The sequence below is a fragment of the Parasphingorhabdus sp. genome (genome assembly GCF_039977335.1).
Lineage (GTDB): Bacteria > Pseudomonadota > Alphaproteobacteria > Sphingomonadales > Sphingomonadaceae > Parasphingorhabdus.
This window is the reverse complement of sequence record NZ_JBDWDI010000004.1, coordinates 268,741-286,327: the sequence shown is the minus strand read 5'-3', so window position 1 is coordinate 286,327 and position 17,587 is coordinate 268,741. Positions and strand designations below refer to the sequence as shown.

Annotated in this window: 12 protein-coding genes; 9 read left to right on the top strand and 3 right to left on the bottom strand. The window is 53.0% G+C overall.

Translation table 11 applies throughout. The features are described from left to right. Positions 1-88: 88 nt before the first annotated feature. The 7 genes from ABJM21_RS08630 to trxA all read left to right on the top strand — a co-directional run bounded on the left by ABJM21_RS08630 (position 89) and on the right by trxA (position 11,457). The gene (locus ABJM21_RS08630) at positions 89-2,437 is read left to right on the top strand and encodes a PAS-domain containing protein (RefSeq protein ID WP_348301543.1); all 2,349 of its coding nucleotides are present in this window, start codon (positions 89-91) and stop codon (positions 2,435-2,437) included. A 12-nt stretch (positions 2,438-2,449) separates the two neighbouring features. Further along, positions 2,450-2,893, top strand: coding sequence for a tRNA (adenosine(37)-N6)-threonylcarbamoyltransferase complex ATPase subunit type 1 TsaE (gene tsaE, locus ABJM21_RS08625; protein WP_348301544.1), 444 nt, complete (start codon positions 2,450-2,452; stop codon positions 2,891-2,893). Beyond that, positions 2,878-3,870 (top strand): phosphotransferase, encoded by a 993-nt coding sequence (locus ABJM21_RS08620; protein WP_348301545.1) that lies wholly within the window; start codon positions 2,878-2,880, stop codon positions 3,868-3,870. The genes tsaE and ABJM21_RS08620 overlap by 16 nt, the downstream gene beginning before the upstream one ends. Beyond that, entirely contained in the window at positions 3,867-4,583 is a 717-nt protein-coding gene (locus tag ABJM21_RS08615; protein ID WP_348301546.1) for a nucleotidyltransferase family protein, read from the top strand. Before ABJM21_RS08620 ends, ABJM21_RS08615 begins: the two co-directional genes overlap by 4 nt. A 6-nt stretch (positions 4,584-4,589) precedes the next feature. Beyond that, positions 4,590-7,589 carry a double-strand break repair protein AddB gene (addB, locus tag ABJM21_RS08610; protein ID WP_348301547.1) on the top strand — a complete coding sequence of 1,000 codons (3,000 nt, stop codon included), beginning with the start codon at positions 4,590-4,592 and terminating at the stop codon, positions 7,587-7,589. Then, entirely contained in the window at positions 7,582-11,052 is a 3,471-nt protein-coding gene (addA, locus tag ABJM21_RS08605; RefSeq protein ID WP_348301548.1) for a double-strand break repair helicase AddA, read from the top strand. Before addB ends, addA begins: the two co-directional genes overlap by 8 nt. 78 nt (positions 11,053-11,130) lie before the next feature. Next, positions 11,131-11,457, top strand: a complete 327-nt coding sequence (gene trxA, locus ABJM21_RS08600) for a thioredoxin TrxA (protein ID WP_108809917.1) — start codon at positions 11,131-11,133, stop codon at positions 11,455-11,457. Positions 11,458-11,469: 12 nt separating this feature from the next. Here the strand turns inward: trxA and ABJM21_RS08595 are convergent, their stop codons facing one another. The 3 genes from ABJM21_RS08595 to argJ are packed head-to-tail and all read right to left on the bottom strand — an operon-like array spanning position 11,470 to position 14,409. Then, entirely contained in the window at positions 11,470-12,282 is an 813-nt protein-coding gene (locus ABJM21_RS08595; protein WP_348301549.1) for an inositol monophosphatase family protein, read from the bottom strand. Continuing rightward, complete coding sequence (locus ABJM21_RS08590) at positions 12,279-13,178, bottom strand: glutathione S-transferase family protein (RefSeq protein ID WP_348301550.1); 900 nt, start codon at positions 13,176-13,178, stop codon at positions 12,279-12,281. Before ABJM21_RS08590 ends, ABJM21_RS08595 begins: the two co-directional genes overlap by 4 nt. Before the next feature lies 1 nt (position 13,179). Then, on the bottom strand, positions 13,180-14,409 hold the full coding sequence (gene argJ / locus ABJM21_RS08585; protein ID WP_348301551.1) for a bifunctional glutamate N-acetyltransferase/amino-acid acetyltransferase ArgJ: 1,230 nt from the start codon (positions 14,407-14,409) through the stop codon (positions 13,180-13,182). 58 nt (positions 14,410-14,467) lie between these two features. On the opposite strand from argJ, the gene ABJM21_RS08580 reads away from it, so the two are divergent. Next, positions 14,468-14,752: a hypothetical protein gene (locus ABJM21_RS08580; RefSeq protein WP_348301552.1), complete on the top strand. Its 285-nt coding sequence runs from the start codon at positions 14,468-14,470 to the stop codon at positions 14,750-14,752. Positions 14,753-14,860: 108 nt separating this feature from the next. Then, complete coding sequence (gene secA, locus ABJM21_RS08575) at positions 14,861-17,587, top strand: preprotein translocase subunit SecA (RefSeq protein WP_348301553.1); 2,727 nt, start codon at positions 14,861-14,863, stop codon at positions 17,585-17,587.

Below are 17,587 nucleotides of genomic sequence, written 5' to 3'. Positions count from 1 at the left end.
GCTTTATAACCCATATTATCCGACTTTTATAAGCCATAAAGAATAGGGGCTTTTCGCCGGTGCTCTAACCGTCTAATCGCTTGTAATAATGTCGAACGTTCCGGACTTAACCGCAGTGATATTGGGCTTGATTCTCGCCGTCTGGTTGGGTGCGTCTGCATGGGCGGTGTGGACTGGTCTGGCGATGAAGAAAAAAGCTGCGGCCACTATGCGTCAATCCGGTCGTCTTGGGCGCCTGCTTGAAACATCGCCAGCGCTGCCCTTATTGGTCCGGTCGGATGGAAAATTGGAGGCATCACAGCGATTGATGCACTGGCTGGGTTTCGATTATTTGCCTGCCCATATCTCCGAACTTCACAGTAATGATGCGGGGATGAGCCGTGCCGACCTTGAAGGATTGACGCAGGACGTAAATCTTGCCCAAAAATCGGGAAGCAGCTTTGCCAGGGCGATCAAGGTCGCAGGATCGGACAAGGCGCTATATATTCGCGGCGGACTGGCTGATCAGAAAATAGCACCCAATGGCAGCGCGTTGCTTTGGATATTCGATGCGACGGATAGCCAGGGTCAGATCGAAAAGCTGCGCGCCGAAAATGAAGAGGCGCATGCTGCTTTCGATGCGCTCTCAGCTTTGATTGAGGCTGCACCTGTGCCGATGTGGCATCGGTCCCGCGACTTGCAGCTAACATTGGTGAATAGCGCCTATGTAAGGGCGGTGGACGCTGAAGACGGTGCGCAAGTTGTCGAAGAGGGCATTGAGCTAGTCGAGACGATTAATGGGGTCAGTCCGCAAGACGCGGCTGCACAAGCCAAAGAGAAAGGCGAACCCCATGAACGCGTTGTTGCCACCACAATTGGTGGACAGCGTCGCACCACGCAGGTGGTTGATGTGCCGCTGGGTAAATCAGGCATAGCGGGCTATGCGATTGACATTCAGGAGCTGATAGATTCACGCAAAGAGCAAAGACGGTTCAACGAATCGCAGCGTGACATGCTCGATAAAATATCCGCTGCTGTGGTGCAGTTCGACGCCGATAAATCTTTGCAATTTTGCAATCTCCCGTTTCAGCGGATCTTTTCGATGCGTCAGCAATGGATAGCAGAACGACCGGAATTTCCGCGCGTGCTAGACCGTATGCGCGAGATGAACCGTATTCCCGATGTGCGCGATTTCCCGGAATGGCGGGAAGAACGCACGGAATGGTTCAAATCTACCGGCTCAATCGAAGAAAATTGGCTATTGGCCGACGGTACGCATTTGCGAGTTATTGCCAATCCTACCCCCGATGGCGGCCTCTTGATGATCATCGAGGATCGCACTGAACAGGTTCAATTGGCTAGTGCGCGCGATACACTGCTGCGCGTACGAACGGCGACGTTTGACAATCTGTTTGAATCTGTGGCTGTCTTTGCCGCCGACGGCAAGCTCAACATCTGGAACCATCAGTTTGCCAGCATTTGGAACCTCGATGAAGAGGAATTGGGCAAACATCCTCGTGTTGATACGCTAATGCAAAAAATGGCCGTGCAGTTGAAACAGCCGGCCCGGATTTCCGAAGTCCGCGCGATGGTTCGTGCTGCGACGTCTGAACGGGAACAACAAAGCGGTCAAATGACCTTTGCCGACGGGCGTCGTTTTCAATATGCGGCAATACCGCTGCCTGATGGCAATGCATTATTCACTATGCTCGACATATCGGATAGCCGGCGGATCGAGCTGGCACTGCGCGAACGGAATGAAGCGCTGGTAGAGGCGGACTCGATCAAGGCTTCGTTCCTGTCCAATATGAGTTATGAATTCCGGACCCCACTGACGTCAATCGGCGGCTTTGCTGAATTGCTGGACAATGAAGTGGCGGGGCCATTAACCGAACAGGGCCATGAATATGCTAGGGCGATCCTGCAATCGGTCAAACGGCTTGGAATGCAGATTGATAACGTTCTCGACCTCAGCCAGAGTGAGGCAGGGGCCTTGCCGATTGCCAAGGAGAAGGTGAACCTTAACCAACTGGTAAAGGGTGTCGCAGAGCAATATGCCGACGATGCACAAGCCAAGAATATTGAGCTGGAATTGCAGCTTGATGACACGCTGGGATCAGCCTTGGCCGATAGAAAACGCCTGTCCCAAGCGATCGGACAGATTGTAGATAACAGCATCCGCTATACGGGCGAAGACGGGCGTTTGTTGATTAACGGTAGCGGCAATGTGAAACAGGCCGTCATCCATATTTCCGATAATGGTCCGGGCATGAGCGCGGGGCAGCAATCCAAAGCATTTGATAGTTTTGCGCGGTCGCGCAAGAAAACCGGTGAGACAGTCGGCGGGCTTGGCCTTCCACTCGCCCGGCAATTATTGCTTGCTCATGGCGGTGAACTTACTCTGACCTCGGAACCTGGTCAGGGAACGTTGGTCACCATTCATCTTCCGCGACAGTAAGCGGGGCATATCGTGATTTTGGACAGCGAAACAGCGACTATGGCTTTAGGTAAACAGCTCGCCGGCATGTTGCAGCCGGGTGACAAGATCGCCTTGTCCGGAACTCTAGGAGCAGGAAAAACGTCGTTGGCTCGCGGCATATTGCGCGGCTTGGGCTTTGAGGATGATGTTCCCAGTCCAACCTTTGCCATCGTCCAGCAATATGAAAAACCAGACGTACAACTGCCAGTAGCCCATGTGGATTTTTATCGGATCGAGGATGCGGATGAAATTCAGGAACTCGGGTTAGACGATATCTTGAATGACGGTGCAATTATTGCCGAATGGCCAGATCGAATGCCGGATAAATTCTGGACCGATGGTCTGCAAATTACGTTAGAAATACAAAATGATGATAGTCGCCGGTTGACTTGGACAGCTGGTACCGCTTGGAAAGACAGATGGCCAATAACATGACACCACCCGCCGCGGCGAAGGATTTTTTGAATGATCACGGCTGGGAAGGGGCGGAGATATTGCCCGTGGCCGGAGATGCATCTTTTCGTCGCTATTTTCGGGTGATCGCCGGGGATCGCAAGGCGATATTAATGGACGCACCGCCGCCACATGAAGATCCGCGTCCCTTCATTCATATTGCACGGCATTTGAAAGCTCAGCAATTTGCTGCACCGGAAATTTTTGGGGAGGATCTAACGCACGGCCTGGTTCTACTGGAGGATTTCGGTGACCATCGGATGCGGGAACATCTTGATCATCATCCGGAAGATGAAGAGGCGATTTATCGGCAGACCATTGATCTCATAAAGGCGCTGCATCAAAAGCCTGCTGCCGATTTACCGCATTATGACTGGGAGCAATATTTGAGAGAGGTTAACCTGCTTCCCGAATGGTATTGTCCTGTGCAATCACTGGATGTGGATCTGACCGGTTTTGTTGATGCATGGCAAGCCGTGTTAGAGCCAGTGATCGCTTCCCAGACGTCGCCGGTGACTGTCCTGCGCGATTATCATGCTGAAAACATCATGTTGTTGGATGATGATCGTCTGGGGCTTCTAGACTTTCAAGATGCTCTTGCGGGCCACGCAGCCTATGACCTTGTATCAATGTTGCAGGATGCTCGCCGCGATGTATCGGATGTTTTGGAAGAGGCGATGCTGCAATATTATCTTGATGGTCTGTCGGAAAGGGAAGCAAGCCAGTTTCGCAGCCATTATGCCATTTTAGGCGCGCAACGAAACACGAAGATTATCGGCATCTTTACCCGGCTCTATGCCAGAGATGGTAAAGCACGCTATCTTGATTTCCTGCCGAGGATGTGGCGATTGCTGGAAAAAGATCTTGCTCATTCCGACCTTGCTCCTGTTGCAGTATGGTTTGATCAAAATATTCCCGATGATGTCCGGAGCAAACCAATTGTGGCGGCACAGGCATGAGCAAGGTCGAAACCGCGATGGTCATGGCCGCTGGTCTTGGAAAGCGCATGCGGCCGCTAACCGCAACCCGCCCTAAGCCGCTTGTGAAAGTGGCAGGCAAAGCGATGATCGATCATTGTCTTGATAAGCTGTGGGAAGCGGGGGTGATGAAGGTCGTGGTGAATGCGCACTATTTACCGGATGCTTTGGAAGCGCATCTCAACGCGGTTAATTATCCCTTTGATATCAGGATTTCGGACGAACGGGCGCAGTTGATGGAAACCGGCGGCGGTATGGTACAGGCCGCATCGCTTATCGATGAGGATAGGTTTTTTTCCATAAACAGCGATAATCTTTGGACTGACGGACCAACCAATAGTTTGCAGAGATTGGAAGAGCGCTGGGACGACACAGAAATGGATGCCCTATTGTTGTTGGTACCGCAAAGCTCAGCGCATAACTACAAAGGTTCTGGTGACTTTAAGCTCGATGACCATGGCCGGGTTTCGCGGCGCTTGCCGGATCGCCAAGCGCCTTTCATCTATACAGGCATCCAGCTTCTTTCCAAACGCCTGCTGCGCGATGCGCCGGAAGGGCCTTTTTCGACCAATATTTTGTGGAGCAGGGCGATAGAGGAGGAGCGGCTCTTTGGGCTGGTCCATGAAGGGAACTGGTTCGAGGTTGGCTCGCCTGATGCGATTGCTCCGACTGAGGCGGCATTAACACGTGTTTAGGCCGGTATGACCCGGCGGTCGGCGCCTGAAGTATATAACATAGCCGCGCATGGCGGATTTGCGGATGCGTTAGCGCAGGGGTTGATTGATCGGTTTGCAAAAAATCCTCTGGAATTGGCTCGCGGCCTGATAATATTGCCTAATAACCGTGCGCGGCGAGCGGTGCATGATGCTTTTGTCAGGCTCAGCGAAAACGGCCTTTTACTACCACAAATGGCGGTGATTGGTGATCTGGAGCTGGATGAATCAATTGGCGTCGCGCTCGATCGCGGCGAGCTGGCGCTGGATATCCCTCCTGCAATTGATCCCCTTGACCGGTTATTGACAATAGCGCGACTGATTGAACGCGAAAGCGTGGCAATGGGTAGCCCGATATTGGCGAAAGAAGCGCTGCGGCTGGCCCGTGAATTTGCGCGAACACTGGACCAGCTGACGGTCGAAGAAATTGCCCTGAAGCAGTTATTTGACATTGAAGTCGAACCCGAGCTTTCCGGCCATTGGCAAAAATCCCTGTCCTTCTTCCGGTTGATTGCGGAAAAGTGGCAAGAGCAGTTGAACAATATGGGGCTGGTTGATGAGGCGGCCCGCCGCAACGCTCTTTTCGATCAAAGCGTCAAAAGCTGGAACACCAATCCACCCCGGCACTTTGTTGTCGCAGCTGGTATTACAACGTCTGCGCCAGCCATTGCGCGTTTTCTGCGTGCCATAGCGTTTCTTGAAAATGGCATGGTTGTGTTGCCAGATCTGGATATGGTCATGGCCGATGATGAATGGGAGATGTTGGGCCCGTTCGAGCAGGATGAAGCCATCGGCCGTGCCGAGCGAGCACAGGAAACCCATCCGCAATATCACATGAAATTGCTGCTGGAACGCATGTCCATCGCGCGCGGCGAAATATCTCGCTGGCCACGGACGGGACCGAGCGGCGCGGCAGCAAAGCGAAGCCGGGCGCTGAGCAATGCTTTCACAATCCCTAAACTGACATCACGCTGGCAATCATTGGAGACGAATGAGCGTAGCCTGGCAGGCGTGCAGCTTGTGGAAGCAAGGAACAGCGCCGAGGAAGCGCAAGTGGTAGCTTTATTGGCCCGAGAAGCCCTCGAAACACCGGAACGCCGTGTGGCGATTGTCACGCCAGACCGCGCGCTGGCTGGTCGGATATCAGCGCATCTTGAACGCTGGACGATAACGGCTGATGATACGGCAGGTCAGCCGTTATCGAAAAAGCCGGAAGGCGTGGTTTTTCTTGCCCTGCTATCTGCTGTGACAGATGGATTTCCACCCGCTGAATTTCTGGCTCTGTTGAAACATCCGCTGGTCATGGCAGGGGAAGAGCGTTTGGAATGGCTTGCGGCGGTGCGCAAACTTGACTTGCTCATGCGCGGCCCTCGACCTGCACCGGGTCTTTCTGGTCTCGATAGTCTGTTCCATGGCGAAAATCATAGAACCAAGGCTTTGCGTGACGAGCTCAATCCGTGGTGGCAAAACACCCGCAATATTTTTGAATCGGCAGCAGAGGCGCTTAGCGGCGCGATGGATTGGCCGACTATATTGGCCGAAATTCGGGCTCTCGCTGATCGACTAACCAATGGGCAGCTATGGGCTGGCCCAGCCGGACGCCAACTGGCCGATTTTCTGTCCGATATGGAAGAACGGGCGGCATTGGGGCCAAGGAAAATTCAACCGTCAGAAATCGCCAGCTATTTTGAAACTTTCTTGTCGGATATGCCCGTTCGTCCGCCCTATGCCGGGCATCCGCGTATCGCGCTTTACGGATTGCTGGAAGCGCGTTTGCAACAGGCGGAGCTCGTTATCTGTTGCGGTCTCAATGAAGGTAGCTGGCCGCAGGCCATTACCCCCGATCCCTGGCTTGCTCCGATGGTACGCAAGTCTCTCGGCCTACCAGCCCAGGAAAGACAAATCGGTCTGTCGGCGCACGATCTTGTCGGCGCTATGGGCGCCCAGAATGTCATACTGACGAGGGCCGAGCGCGATGGCTCCGGTCCAGCTATTGCCTCTCGCTTTTTGCTGCGGCTGAAAGCAATGTGCGGAGACAATCTGAAAGAACATCTCTCCGCTCAACATTTGGCGAAAGAGATTGATCAACCTGATATATTGATCCGTATAGAACAACCCGCACCGGAACCCAGTGCGGAACAGCGGTTGGTCAAACTGTCGGTGACCAATGTGGATCGTTTGATTGCCGATCCCTATGCGTTTTATGCCCTAAAGATCATGGGCTTGGGATCGCTCGATATGATTGATGCTGAACCAAGTCCAGCGTGGCGCGGTTCGATCATTCACGATATTTTGGACCGCTGGGCGAAAGAAGATGACTATGACCCCGACGCGCTAAAGCGCCGGGCACTGGAATTTCTCAACGAGCGTTCCTCCCATCCGCTGATGCGGACATTATGGGCGCCGCGATTGATGGAAGGTTTGTTGTGGGTGGCGGAAACGGTCGTGCAACAAGGCGAAAACCAGCGCTTACCTTTGAAATCCGAGCAGAAAGGAGCCGCACATATTGCGGGTATTGATCTGTTTGGCGTCGCCGACCGGATTGATCGAATGCCTGACGGTGGATTGGGAATCATCGATTATAAAACCGGTGGTCCCCCTTCGAACAAGGCCGTGAAAGAAGGGTTCTCGCTGCAACTTGGATTGCTCGGCGCCATTGCCGAACGCGGCGATTTTGGTGGACTGTCCGGCAACGCGAGTGGTTTTGAATATTGGTCGCTGGCGAAACAGGGCGGGAAGGACAGTTTCGGTTATATCGCGACGCCGACCAACCCGCGCAGCCCAGATAGAATCGAGACCGATCAGGTCGTCAATCATGCAGTGGCGGCGTTCACGGATGCCGTGAACAACTATATTCTGGGCAACGAACCCATGATTGCCAAGCTGCATCCTGAATATGCGCCTTATGGGGATTATGATCAGCTGATGCGGCTTGAGGAATGGTATGGCCGATCGGTAATAGCTGCGGGGGAGGGCGATCATGGGTAAGGCTTCCACCAGTCATCCCGTTCTATATCCACTCGCTGACAAGCAAAATGATGCAGTACAGCCTGATGAGAATATCTGGCTGAGTGCATCCGCCGGTACCGGAAAAACGCAGGTCTTAACAGCGCGCGTTTTCCGGCTCTTGCTGCGTGAGAATGTCGATCCAGAACATATATTATGCCTAACCTTCACTAAGGCAGGCGCGGCCGAGATGGCGGATCGTATTCATCGCCAGCTCGCCAGTTGGGTCCGACTTGATGATGCGAGTCTGGCCGCTGATCTGTCGGCCATCGGTGCGCCAGTGAGCCCCGAAACACGCGAATATGCCAGAACCCTTTTCGCACGGGTTTTGGATGCGCGCGGCGGCGGGCTGCGGATCATGACGATCCACAGCTTTTGTCAGGCGCTGCTCACGAGTTTCCCTGAAGAGGCAGCCATTCCGGCTCTGTTCAAACCAATTGAAGAGCGCAACCAAAAGATATTGGCGCGGCAGGCTTTGGGTGATTTGCTGCTAGAAGAGGAAGCCGCTGGAAATATCGCTATCATTCAGGCCATTCAGGCACTGAGTATTAGAATGGGTGAGGAAGAGGCAGAAAAATATCTTCTGACATGTGCCTCCAAAGCAGAAGCCATGGAGAATCTGCCGAGTGCCGTTCTTCCTTTTGTCCGGCGCTTGTTAAATTTGTCCTTGGACGGCGACGCACAAAACTGGCTGGAACAGCAATGTGGTGATGATCTGTTTGATACTGCAAGTCTGCAACATATGATCGACGCTTTGGCGGCTTGGGGCACCAAGACAGCGACGGGATATGTTGCCCAGATACAGACCTGGATCGCGGCCGATATTGCGCAGCGAGCGACCTTATTGCCGGAACTTCACAAGATATGGGCGAAGGCTGATGGCGAATGGCGGTCCGTTCCAAAGGGATTGGCAAAGGTTGCGCCGCAATATGAGGAACTCAGCGTTGCGCTATATGATCATTGCCGCCAGTTGATCGAAACCAAGGCGTTGTTTGATTATGCAGACCTGTTCGCAGGCGCATTGGATGCCGGTCGCGCTTTCTATCACCGCTATAAAGACGCTAAAAAGCTCAATGGCGTGGTCGATTTTGATGACATGATCCGGATGACCGCGAAATTGCTCAATCAAGGCAATATGGCGGAATGGATCCGCTACAAACTGGATCAACGCACCGATCATATATTGGTCGACGAAGCGCAGGATACCAACCTTGCGCAATGGGATATCGTAAGGGCTTTGGCTGGCGAGTTTTTTGCTGGATTGGGTGCCAGTGCCGAAAAAATCCGTACGTTGTTTACGGTTGGTGACTTCAAACAGGCAATTTTTGGTTTTCAAGGTACCAGCCCCTATAACTATGTCAGTGCGCGCGATGATTTCTTTGCGCGTGCAGAAGCATCAGGACGTGCCTTTGGCGATTTGTCGCTCGACCGTAGCTTCCGTTCGACGCCGCCTGTGCTTGAGGTGGTCGATCAGGTGCTCGACCATATTGGCGAAAAGGAATTGGGGCTCGATCAGCCCATTCCCAGACACGAAAGCAACTATGACGGAAAGTCCGGAAGTGTCCGATTGTGGAGACCCGTTGCCCATGGTGCGGTTAGCAATGCTGATGAAGAAGAAAACTGGCTGAGTGATGAAAAACGTGTTTTTGCCCAAAAGCTTGCAATTCAGATTAAAGAATGGCTCTCTCCTAAGAGCCCGCTTTGGTTAAGCCAGCAAGACCGCCCGCTGGAACCCAAGGATATCATGATCCTGGTCAGCAAGCGGGATGATTTGAGTGCGTTGATCGTGGCGCGTCTATTTGCAGAAAATGTACCTGTCGCTGGGATTGACCGGATTAGGCTGAATCAACCTTTGGTTGTGCAGGACATGCTGGCGGCGATCCGCTTTGTGTTGCAGCCGAATGATGATCTAAACTTGGCGTCATTATTGGTCTCACCGCTTTTGGGTTGGACGCAGGAAGACTTAATGGCGCGAGGATATCGCGGTGATGCCAATAAAGACAAAAGCTTGTGGGAATTTTTGCGGACGCAGGCTGATGTCGCAGAGCATATCGAACCTTTGCGGACATTGCTCAAAATGGCCGATTTCAACACGCCTTATCAGTTTATGGAAATGATTACTTCCGGACCGATGGAGGGGCGTAAGAAATTAACGGCACGGCTCAGTCATGCCGCGCTGGACCCCTTGGAGGAATTGCTGAACACCGCTCTGGCTTTTGAGCAAGATCATATCCCGACGTTGCAAGGCTTTCTCGACTGGTTCGATCGCGGTGATGTTGAGATCAAGCGGGACCAAGTAGAAGGCGGCAACGAAGTGCGCTTGATGACGGTCCATGGTGCCAAGGGTTTGCAGGCTCCTCTTGTCATCCTAGCCAACGCGACGTTTGATCCGGCGAACAAGAAAAGCGGTGGTTTTGAGATACCTGACCCCGACAGGCCGAAAGGGGAGCCGGAATTTCCAGTCGTCCCGGTTCGCAAGGCAGAGCGGGTGGGGTTGCTGGATGCCTACGCCACCTTGGCCGATGCGCGGGATATGGAGGAACATTGGCGGTTGCTCTATGTCGCGATGACGCGGGCGGAAGAACATTTGGTTGTCACCGGCATTTTGGGCCCCAAAGCGCGCGGTGAAGTGCCGGAGCGCAGCTGGTATGCTGCGGTTGAAAGGGGATTGGCCGGACTCGAGACGGATTGGACAGACAATGTGCGTTGGTTGGCCGAAAGGCGCTATATTGTTGATAACCCATCTGAAAGTCCCGTCATTGGTGCAAAAAAAAGTGGCGTTTCGGTGGGTGAGGAGCCTGAGATGTTGCCCGAGTGGCTATTCGCTCCGGCGCCCAAGGAAGCACGACCACCCCGTCCGCTAACGCCATCTGACCTTGGTCCCGATGATGCCGCTAATCCGCCACCGGACCAGATCATGCGTGATGCAGCGCAGCGCGGAAAGCTGCTCCACAGCCTGTTTGAACGATTGCCCGATATTGCCCCCGGAAAGCGGTTCGAAGTGGCGGATAGCTGGTTGTTGAAGCAAAAGCAGATAACCGATCCGGGGCAACGTCGGAGCCTGATTGATACAGTACAAACGGTGTTGGATAATCCCGATTGGTCGGCGTTGTTCTCGCCCGATAGTTTTGCCGAGGCGCCGATCGCTGCGGTTGTCGATCAGCATGTCGTTTCCGGAACCGTGGATCGCTTGCTGGTGACGGATGATCTGATCACTGTCGTTGATTTCAAAACTGGTCGTGCTGTGCCGAAAGAGGCAGCGCAATCGCCGCGCGCCTATCTGCGTCAAATGGCCGCCTATGTCGCTGCTCTGGAGAAGATATTCCCCGGCCGCCCTATCAAGGCGGCTCTACTGTATACGCAGGGGCCAATTTTGCTTCAGCTTTCTGCCGATCTGATCGAACGGCACAAGCCGGCGAACAAGACAGACTTGGAGCGCCCATGAAAATCCTTTTCGGGCAAAGACTTGAGCAATGGGTCATGCGAGCCTAGATTACATTCAAACAAGCAAAGGAGATTCCCTATGGCTACCAAAGCAATTACCGATGAGAGTTTTGAACAAGATGTCCTGAAAGCCGACGGCCCCGTGCTTGTCGATTTTTGGGCGGAATGGTGCGGCCCCTGTAAGATGATCGGTCCTGCGCTGGAAGAAATCAGCGATGAATTGGGCGAACAGGTGACCATCGCCAAGCTTAACATTGATGACAGCCCGGATGCGCCAGGCAAATATGGCGTGCGCGGCATTCCGACAATGATCCTGTTCAACAATGGTGAGCCGGTTGAAACCAAAGTCGGCGCAGCGCCCAAGAGCCAGCTCAAATCCTGGCTTGAAGAAAGCCTGCCAGCCTAATTATTGACTGGCTTAATCGCTAAGAACATCCCCCAGACGCTCGGCGGCCTCATCCCACAATTTAGGCGATGAGGCCCCGAGCAATCCGGTTTTGCGATCCGCAGGCCGATAGGCATCGCCATTCCAGCGAGCGGCTTTCCCACCCGCTTTGTTCAGGAACAATATGCCCGCGGCATGATCCCAGGGCAAGCTGCGTTCAAAAGTTGAAATATGGTTGGTACCGAGCGCTAATCGCGGATATTGCTCCGCCGCACAGCGCGGAATATCCACAATCTCATAATGCCCGTCAGCCGCGGCCAAAAGCTTGTCCCGCTGCTCTGACGTCATGAAGCCAGTGGCCAAAGCAGCCACCGGTTTGCCATCTGGATCGGCCGATACGCTAAGCTTTTCGCCATTGATGAACGCGCCTTGCCCTTTCGCGGCGTAACACAGCCGATCCTTCAGAGGATCATAAAGCCAGCCAGCAACGGTTTCATTTTCCTCCGACAGCGCGACTATCATTCCGAAAGGGGGCTTGCCTGCTGCAAAATTGCCGGTTCCATCAATCGGATCAATAATCCAAGCCTGATTATCACCCAGATGATCCATGACCGACGGATCGGCGGCGCTGGCCTCTTCACCCACAATAGCGGCATCGGGAAGGAGGGCGCCTAGCTTCTCACTGAGCATCTCTTCGCTCAACTTGTCAGCCACAGTCACCAGATCGCCTGGCGACTTCTCCTCAATATCCGCAGTCTTGAGATTTTGATAATGCGGGAGCACGACTTCTTTCGCCACATCCCTAAGGATATTCTGTACCGACAGATTAAGGGCGGAATGGATCATGCGGGGGACAAAACCTGACCCAGACGTGGGAAATGCACGTGCAAAGAACCGACTTGATCATCCTCTCGTTTGATAATGATCTCTCGATCATTGAGGCCCATCAATGTACCGATGACAGCCGCTGGATCCGGCGTTTCAGTTTTAACGGAAACCTTGTCACCGGCTGAAAAACCGGATGCAGGATCCACCGTTCCACCGCTTACGGGTTGTGATGCCTTGGCATAGTCGATCGCCTGCTGCCCCGTCCATTCCTCGAAATTGCCATAGCCTATTGAGTCGATCCGATCATACCAGGCGGTAACATCAGCACCAAAGTCCGATGGCTTTTTACCAGCAAAGCTGGCGAAGCGAATATTCATATATAGCATCAAGTCTGCGTGACCGGCTGTATCGCCGCTAATATAGTCCCGACCATCAGCCAGCGTTTCGGCGACCAATGCCGCGCCGGCATCAAACTGCCCCGTCAGATGGGGTACCATTGGCAAGAATTTCCGGCGGTCCATTCCGAAACGCTTGGCACGATCTTCCCAAAATTCATCACTGACAATTTCAGGATTGGTACCCAGAGCGACCCCCACCGCTGGCATGAACCACAGGCCGCCTGACCATAAAGCAATCATCCGACCGGCAAAGCCGAGGGGCTTTGGATAGAGGCTCGGTTCAGGTTTAAATGCTTCCAGCGCGTCGACGATGACGGCTGTGTCGCAATAGATTTCCGATCCGATTTGCAGCACCGGAATGCGTTCATAACCGCCGGTCAGGGCGCTCAGGTCGGGTTTAGGGCAAATGTCAGGCTGCTGGACAGACTTCCAGTCTATGCCCTTCAAACCCAAGGCAAGCCGCATGGCCTGTCCAAAGGGGGAGTTTTCATAGTGATGCAATAAGACTTCGGTCATCTTAGCTCCTGTAGTCGGCGTTGATTGAGATATATCCGTGGGTCAGGTCACAGGTCCAGACGGTGGCCTGACCCTTACCGATCCCGATATCAACGCTGATGTCAATTACGTCGCCTTTCAGGTGTTCTGCGACCGGAGCTTCGTCATAATCAGGTATAACCAGGCCATCGCGCGCAACGGTGGTGCCGCCAAATCCGATAGACAATCTGTCGCGGTCTGCTGGCTCTCCGGCTTTACCGACCGCCATGACCACACGGCCCCAATTGGCGTCTTCTCCGGCAATCGCGGTTTTGACCAGTGGTGAATTGGCGACCGAGAGAGCGATACGCTTGGCGCTTTCATCATTTTGCGCTCCGGTCACTGCAATTTCGATAAACTTGCTGGCACCTTCACCATCACAGACCACGAGATGGGCTAATTGCATGCACAAATCGCTCAAGGCCGCTTGAAACGCATCTGCACCGCCGTCGTCAAATGTCTCAAGGGCAGGGGCTTCATTTTGCCCTGTGGCAAAGACCAAGACAGTGTCACTGGTTGATGTATCACTATCGACGGTGATGCAGTTGAAGCTTTTCGCAGTCGCTGCATTCAGCATTTCCTGCAGCAAGCCAGCATCCACAGTCGCATCGGTAAAAATATAGCCGAGCATCGTAGCCATATCCGGCGCGATCATCCCGGATCCTTTAATAATACCATTCAGATGAACGGTCTTTCCGCCGATAATGGCGCTCGTGGTCGCCATTTTGGGGAAGGTATCGGTTGTCATAATCGTCGCGGCAGCCTCTTCCCAGCTACAAGGCGCGGCGGTGAAAGCGGCGTTTAACCCAGCTTCAGCCCGGTCTTTGGGCAAAGGTTCACCGATCACGCCGGTAGAGGAGACGAATATCTCTTCCTCGGTGCAACCCAAATGATCGCTGGTGAGCGATAATATCCGTTGCACCGCTTCCATACCGCGCGCACCGGTAAAGGCATTTGCGTTACCGGCATTAACGACCAGCGCCCGTGCCTTGCCACCCGGCAAGGCTTTGCGGCACCACTCCACCTCTGTGGACGGACATTTGCTTTGGGTTAGCACGCCCGCGACTGATGTGCCGCCGATCAGTTCTACATAAGTGAGGTCACAGCGATCCCATTCCTTGTACCGCGCCTGAGCGATGCGACAGGTGACGCCCGAAATTTCCGGGAGCTCTGGGATATCTGCGGGAGCAAGGGGCGATATAGTTTCTGACACTTAACTTGCCTTTATCTATTGGTTTGCTAAAGCGAAGTTCTTCTCACAGGGCTTATTGATGAACGTCTATATTGCAAGTTTTATGTTGCTGCTTTTCAATGCAGTGGGCGTTAATGCGCCGGCTACTGCTATGGCAACAGAGACGACTGGCAATGAAGTCGCATCCGAGGCTGAATTGGCGACGCCATCAGACTGGAACAAAGCTGCCCGGGCCTTCATTCAGAGCGAAACACCCTTTGCAGTTCGTGTGTCTGGCGGCCGCGATACCACTTCTGTGTGGTCGGTATTGCCGGTCCTTTCGACCATTGGTGACAAGCTGGAGCATGAAGAAGGCGCACCTTAGCCGTCTTCTGGACAATCACTCGCATTGAATTGTCCCCAATCGTCCCCAAATGCAGACAAGACTGAGCGTTAATTTCGCTCAACACCATAAGAAATATCGGAAATCATCATGATCGGCGGCTTTGCCAAATCCCTTTTCGGGTCTTCTAACGACCGTTACGTTAAATCCATCATGAAAGTGGTTGATAAGATCAACGCTTTCGAACCAGAAATTGAGCCGCTTAGCGATGAAGAACTGGCGGCCAAAACGCCATATTTCCGGGAGCGGGTAGCCAATGGCGAGACGCTGGATGACATCTTGCCGGAAGCATTTGCAGTTGTGCGTGAAGCAGCGAAACGTACCTTGGGACAGCGTCATTATGATGTGCAGATGGTTGGCGGAATCGTATTGCATCGCGGTGAAATTTCCGAGATGCGGACCGGTGAAGGTAAAACTCTGGTCGCAACGCTGGCTTGTTACCTTAATGCGATCGAAGGGAAGGGCGTTCATGTTGTTACCGTGAATGACTATCTTGCCCGCCGCGATGGCGAATGGATGAGTCAGGTCTATAATTTCCTTGGCATGAGCCTCGGCACAATCATTCCCAACATCAGCGAAGAACAACGACGTGAGGCTTATGCCGCCGATATCACCTACGGAACCAATAATGAATTTGGCTTCGATTATCTGCGCGACAATATGAAACATGATCGCGGCCAGATGGTCCAACGGCCGTTCAATTTCGCGATTGTTGATGAGGTGGATTCAATTCTGATCGACGAAGCGCGGACGCCGTTGATTATTTCTGGACCGACGGACGACAAGTCAGAGCTTTATGTTTCGGTGAACGAGGTTGTTCAGAACATTACCGAAGAAGACTATGAAAAAGACGAGAAAAGTCGCCAAATATCGCTGACTGAAGAGGGAACTGAGAAAGCCGAACGCTTGTTGGAAGAGGCAGGGTTGTTGGAAGGCAATAACCTCTATGATTTTGAAAATACCCAAGTTGTTCACCACCTGAACCAGGCTTTGATGGCTAATGTCATGCGCAAGCGGGACACGGACTACATCGTCAAGGACGGCAAAGTCGTCATTATCGATGAGTTTACTGGCCGTATGATGGATGGTCGCCGTTGGTCCAATGGACTGCATCAAGCGGTGGAGGCGAAAGAAGGTGTTCAGATCGAACCTGAGAACCAGACGATGGCATCCATCACGTTCCAGAACTATTTCCGGATGTATCCAAAATTGTCGGGTATGACCGGTACAGCAGCGACGGAAGCAGCAGAATTCTTTGAAATTTATAAGATGAATGTTGTTACAATTCCGACCAATAAGCCGATCCAGCGGCTCGACGAGAACGACGAATTTTATAAAAATACGATCGATAAATTCGCAGCGATCGCAAAGAAAATCAAAGAACATAGTGACAAAGGTCAGCCCGTGCTTGTTGGTACGGTTTCGATCGAGAAATCAGAGCTTTTGTCGGATTTTCTGAAAAAAGAAGACGTGACGCATAATGTGCTGAATGCGCGTTTTCATGAGCAGGAAGCGCATATTGTTGCGCAGGCCGGTAGCCCCGGTGCAGTGACCATCGCAACCAATATGGCAGGCCGCGGCACGGATATTCAGCTAGGCGGCAATATTGATTTTCGCGTCGAACAAGAACTCGCCGATATAGAAGAAGGTCCTGAGCGCGATAAGGCCATTGCCAAGATCGAGGAAGAAGTCCGTGCGCTGCGCGAAGAGGTTCGTGCTGCGGGTGGTTTGTTTGTATTGGGTACAGAACGGCATGAAAGCCGCCGTATTGATAACCAGCTACGTGGCCGTTCCGGTCGTCAAGGTGATCCGGGCCTCAGCCGCTTCTATCTCTGCCTGGAAGATGATCTCCTACGTATCTTTGGTACCGAGACGATGTTCGCCAAAATGATGAACAAAAATCTTGAAGATGGCGAAGCTATTGGTGGTAAATGGCTTTCGAAAGCCATTGAGACGGCACAGAAAAAAGTCGAAGCGCGCAATTACGAAGCGCGGAAGCAAGTCGTTGAATATGATGACGTAATGAACGACCAGCGGAAAGTGATCTACGAACAACGCGCCGAAATCATGGATGCCGAAACGGTTGGTGATGTTGTTGAGGATATGCGTCTTGAAACGGTAAACGCCATTGTTGCCGACAGCTGTCCTCCGGGCAGCTATCCGGAGCAATGGGAGACGGAAACACTCAAAACGCGGGTGGAAACGGTTTTTGGCCTCACACCCGATATCGATGCTTGGCTTCAAGAAGATGCCGTTGAGCCGGAAATTCTTGAGACGCGGATTGCCGAATTGGCCGATGCCGATTTCAACGCAAAAGTGGAACAGATTGATCCGGAAATCTGGGTGCAGATTGAAAAATCCATCCTCCTAGAATCGCTCGACCATAACTGGAAAGAGCATCTGGCTACTCTGGATGCGCTGCGACAGGTGGTGTTCCTGCGCGCTTACGCCCAGAAAAAACCGTTGGATGAGTATAAGAAAGAAGCCTTCGGCTTATTCGAACGCATGTTGGAAGTCATCCGTGAGAGCGTGACGAAAACCATCGCGGTGAGCCAGTTCCATCGTCAGGAAGAAATCGAAGTACCAGAATTGCCGGAACTACCAGATTTCCTGACGACGCACATCGATCCGCTTACCGGCGAAGATAACAGCGATGACATCGATGGTGGCACATTGGGTACGGTTTCCTCGACGCTACCGCCACGTCAGTCCGGCGGCGCGGCGCCCAATGATGTCAATTTTGATGGAGTCAGTCGTAACGCGCCATGTCCATGCGGTTCTGGTCGCAAGTATAAGCATTGCCACGGTAAATATTGA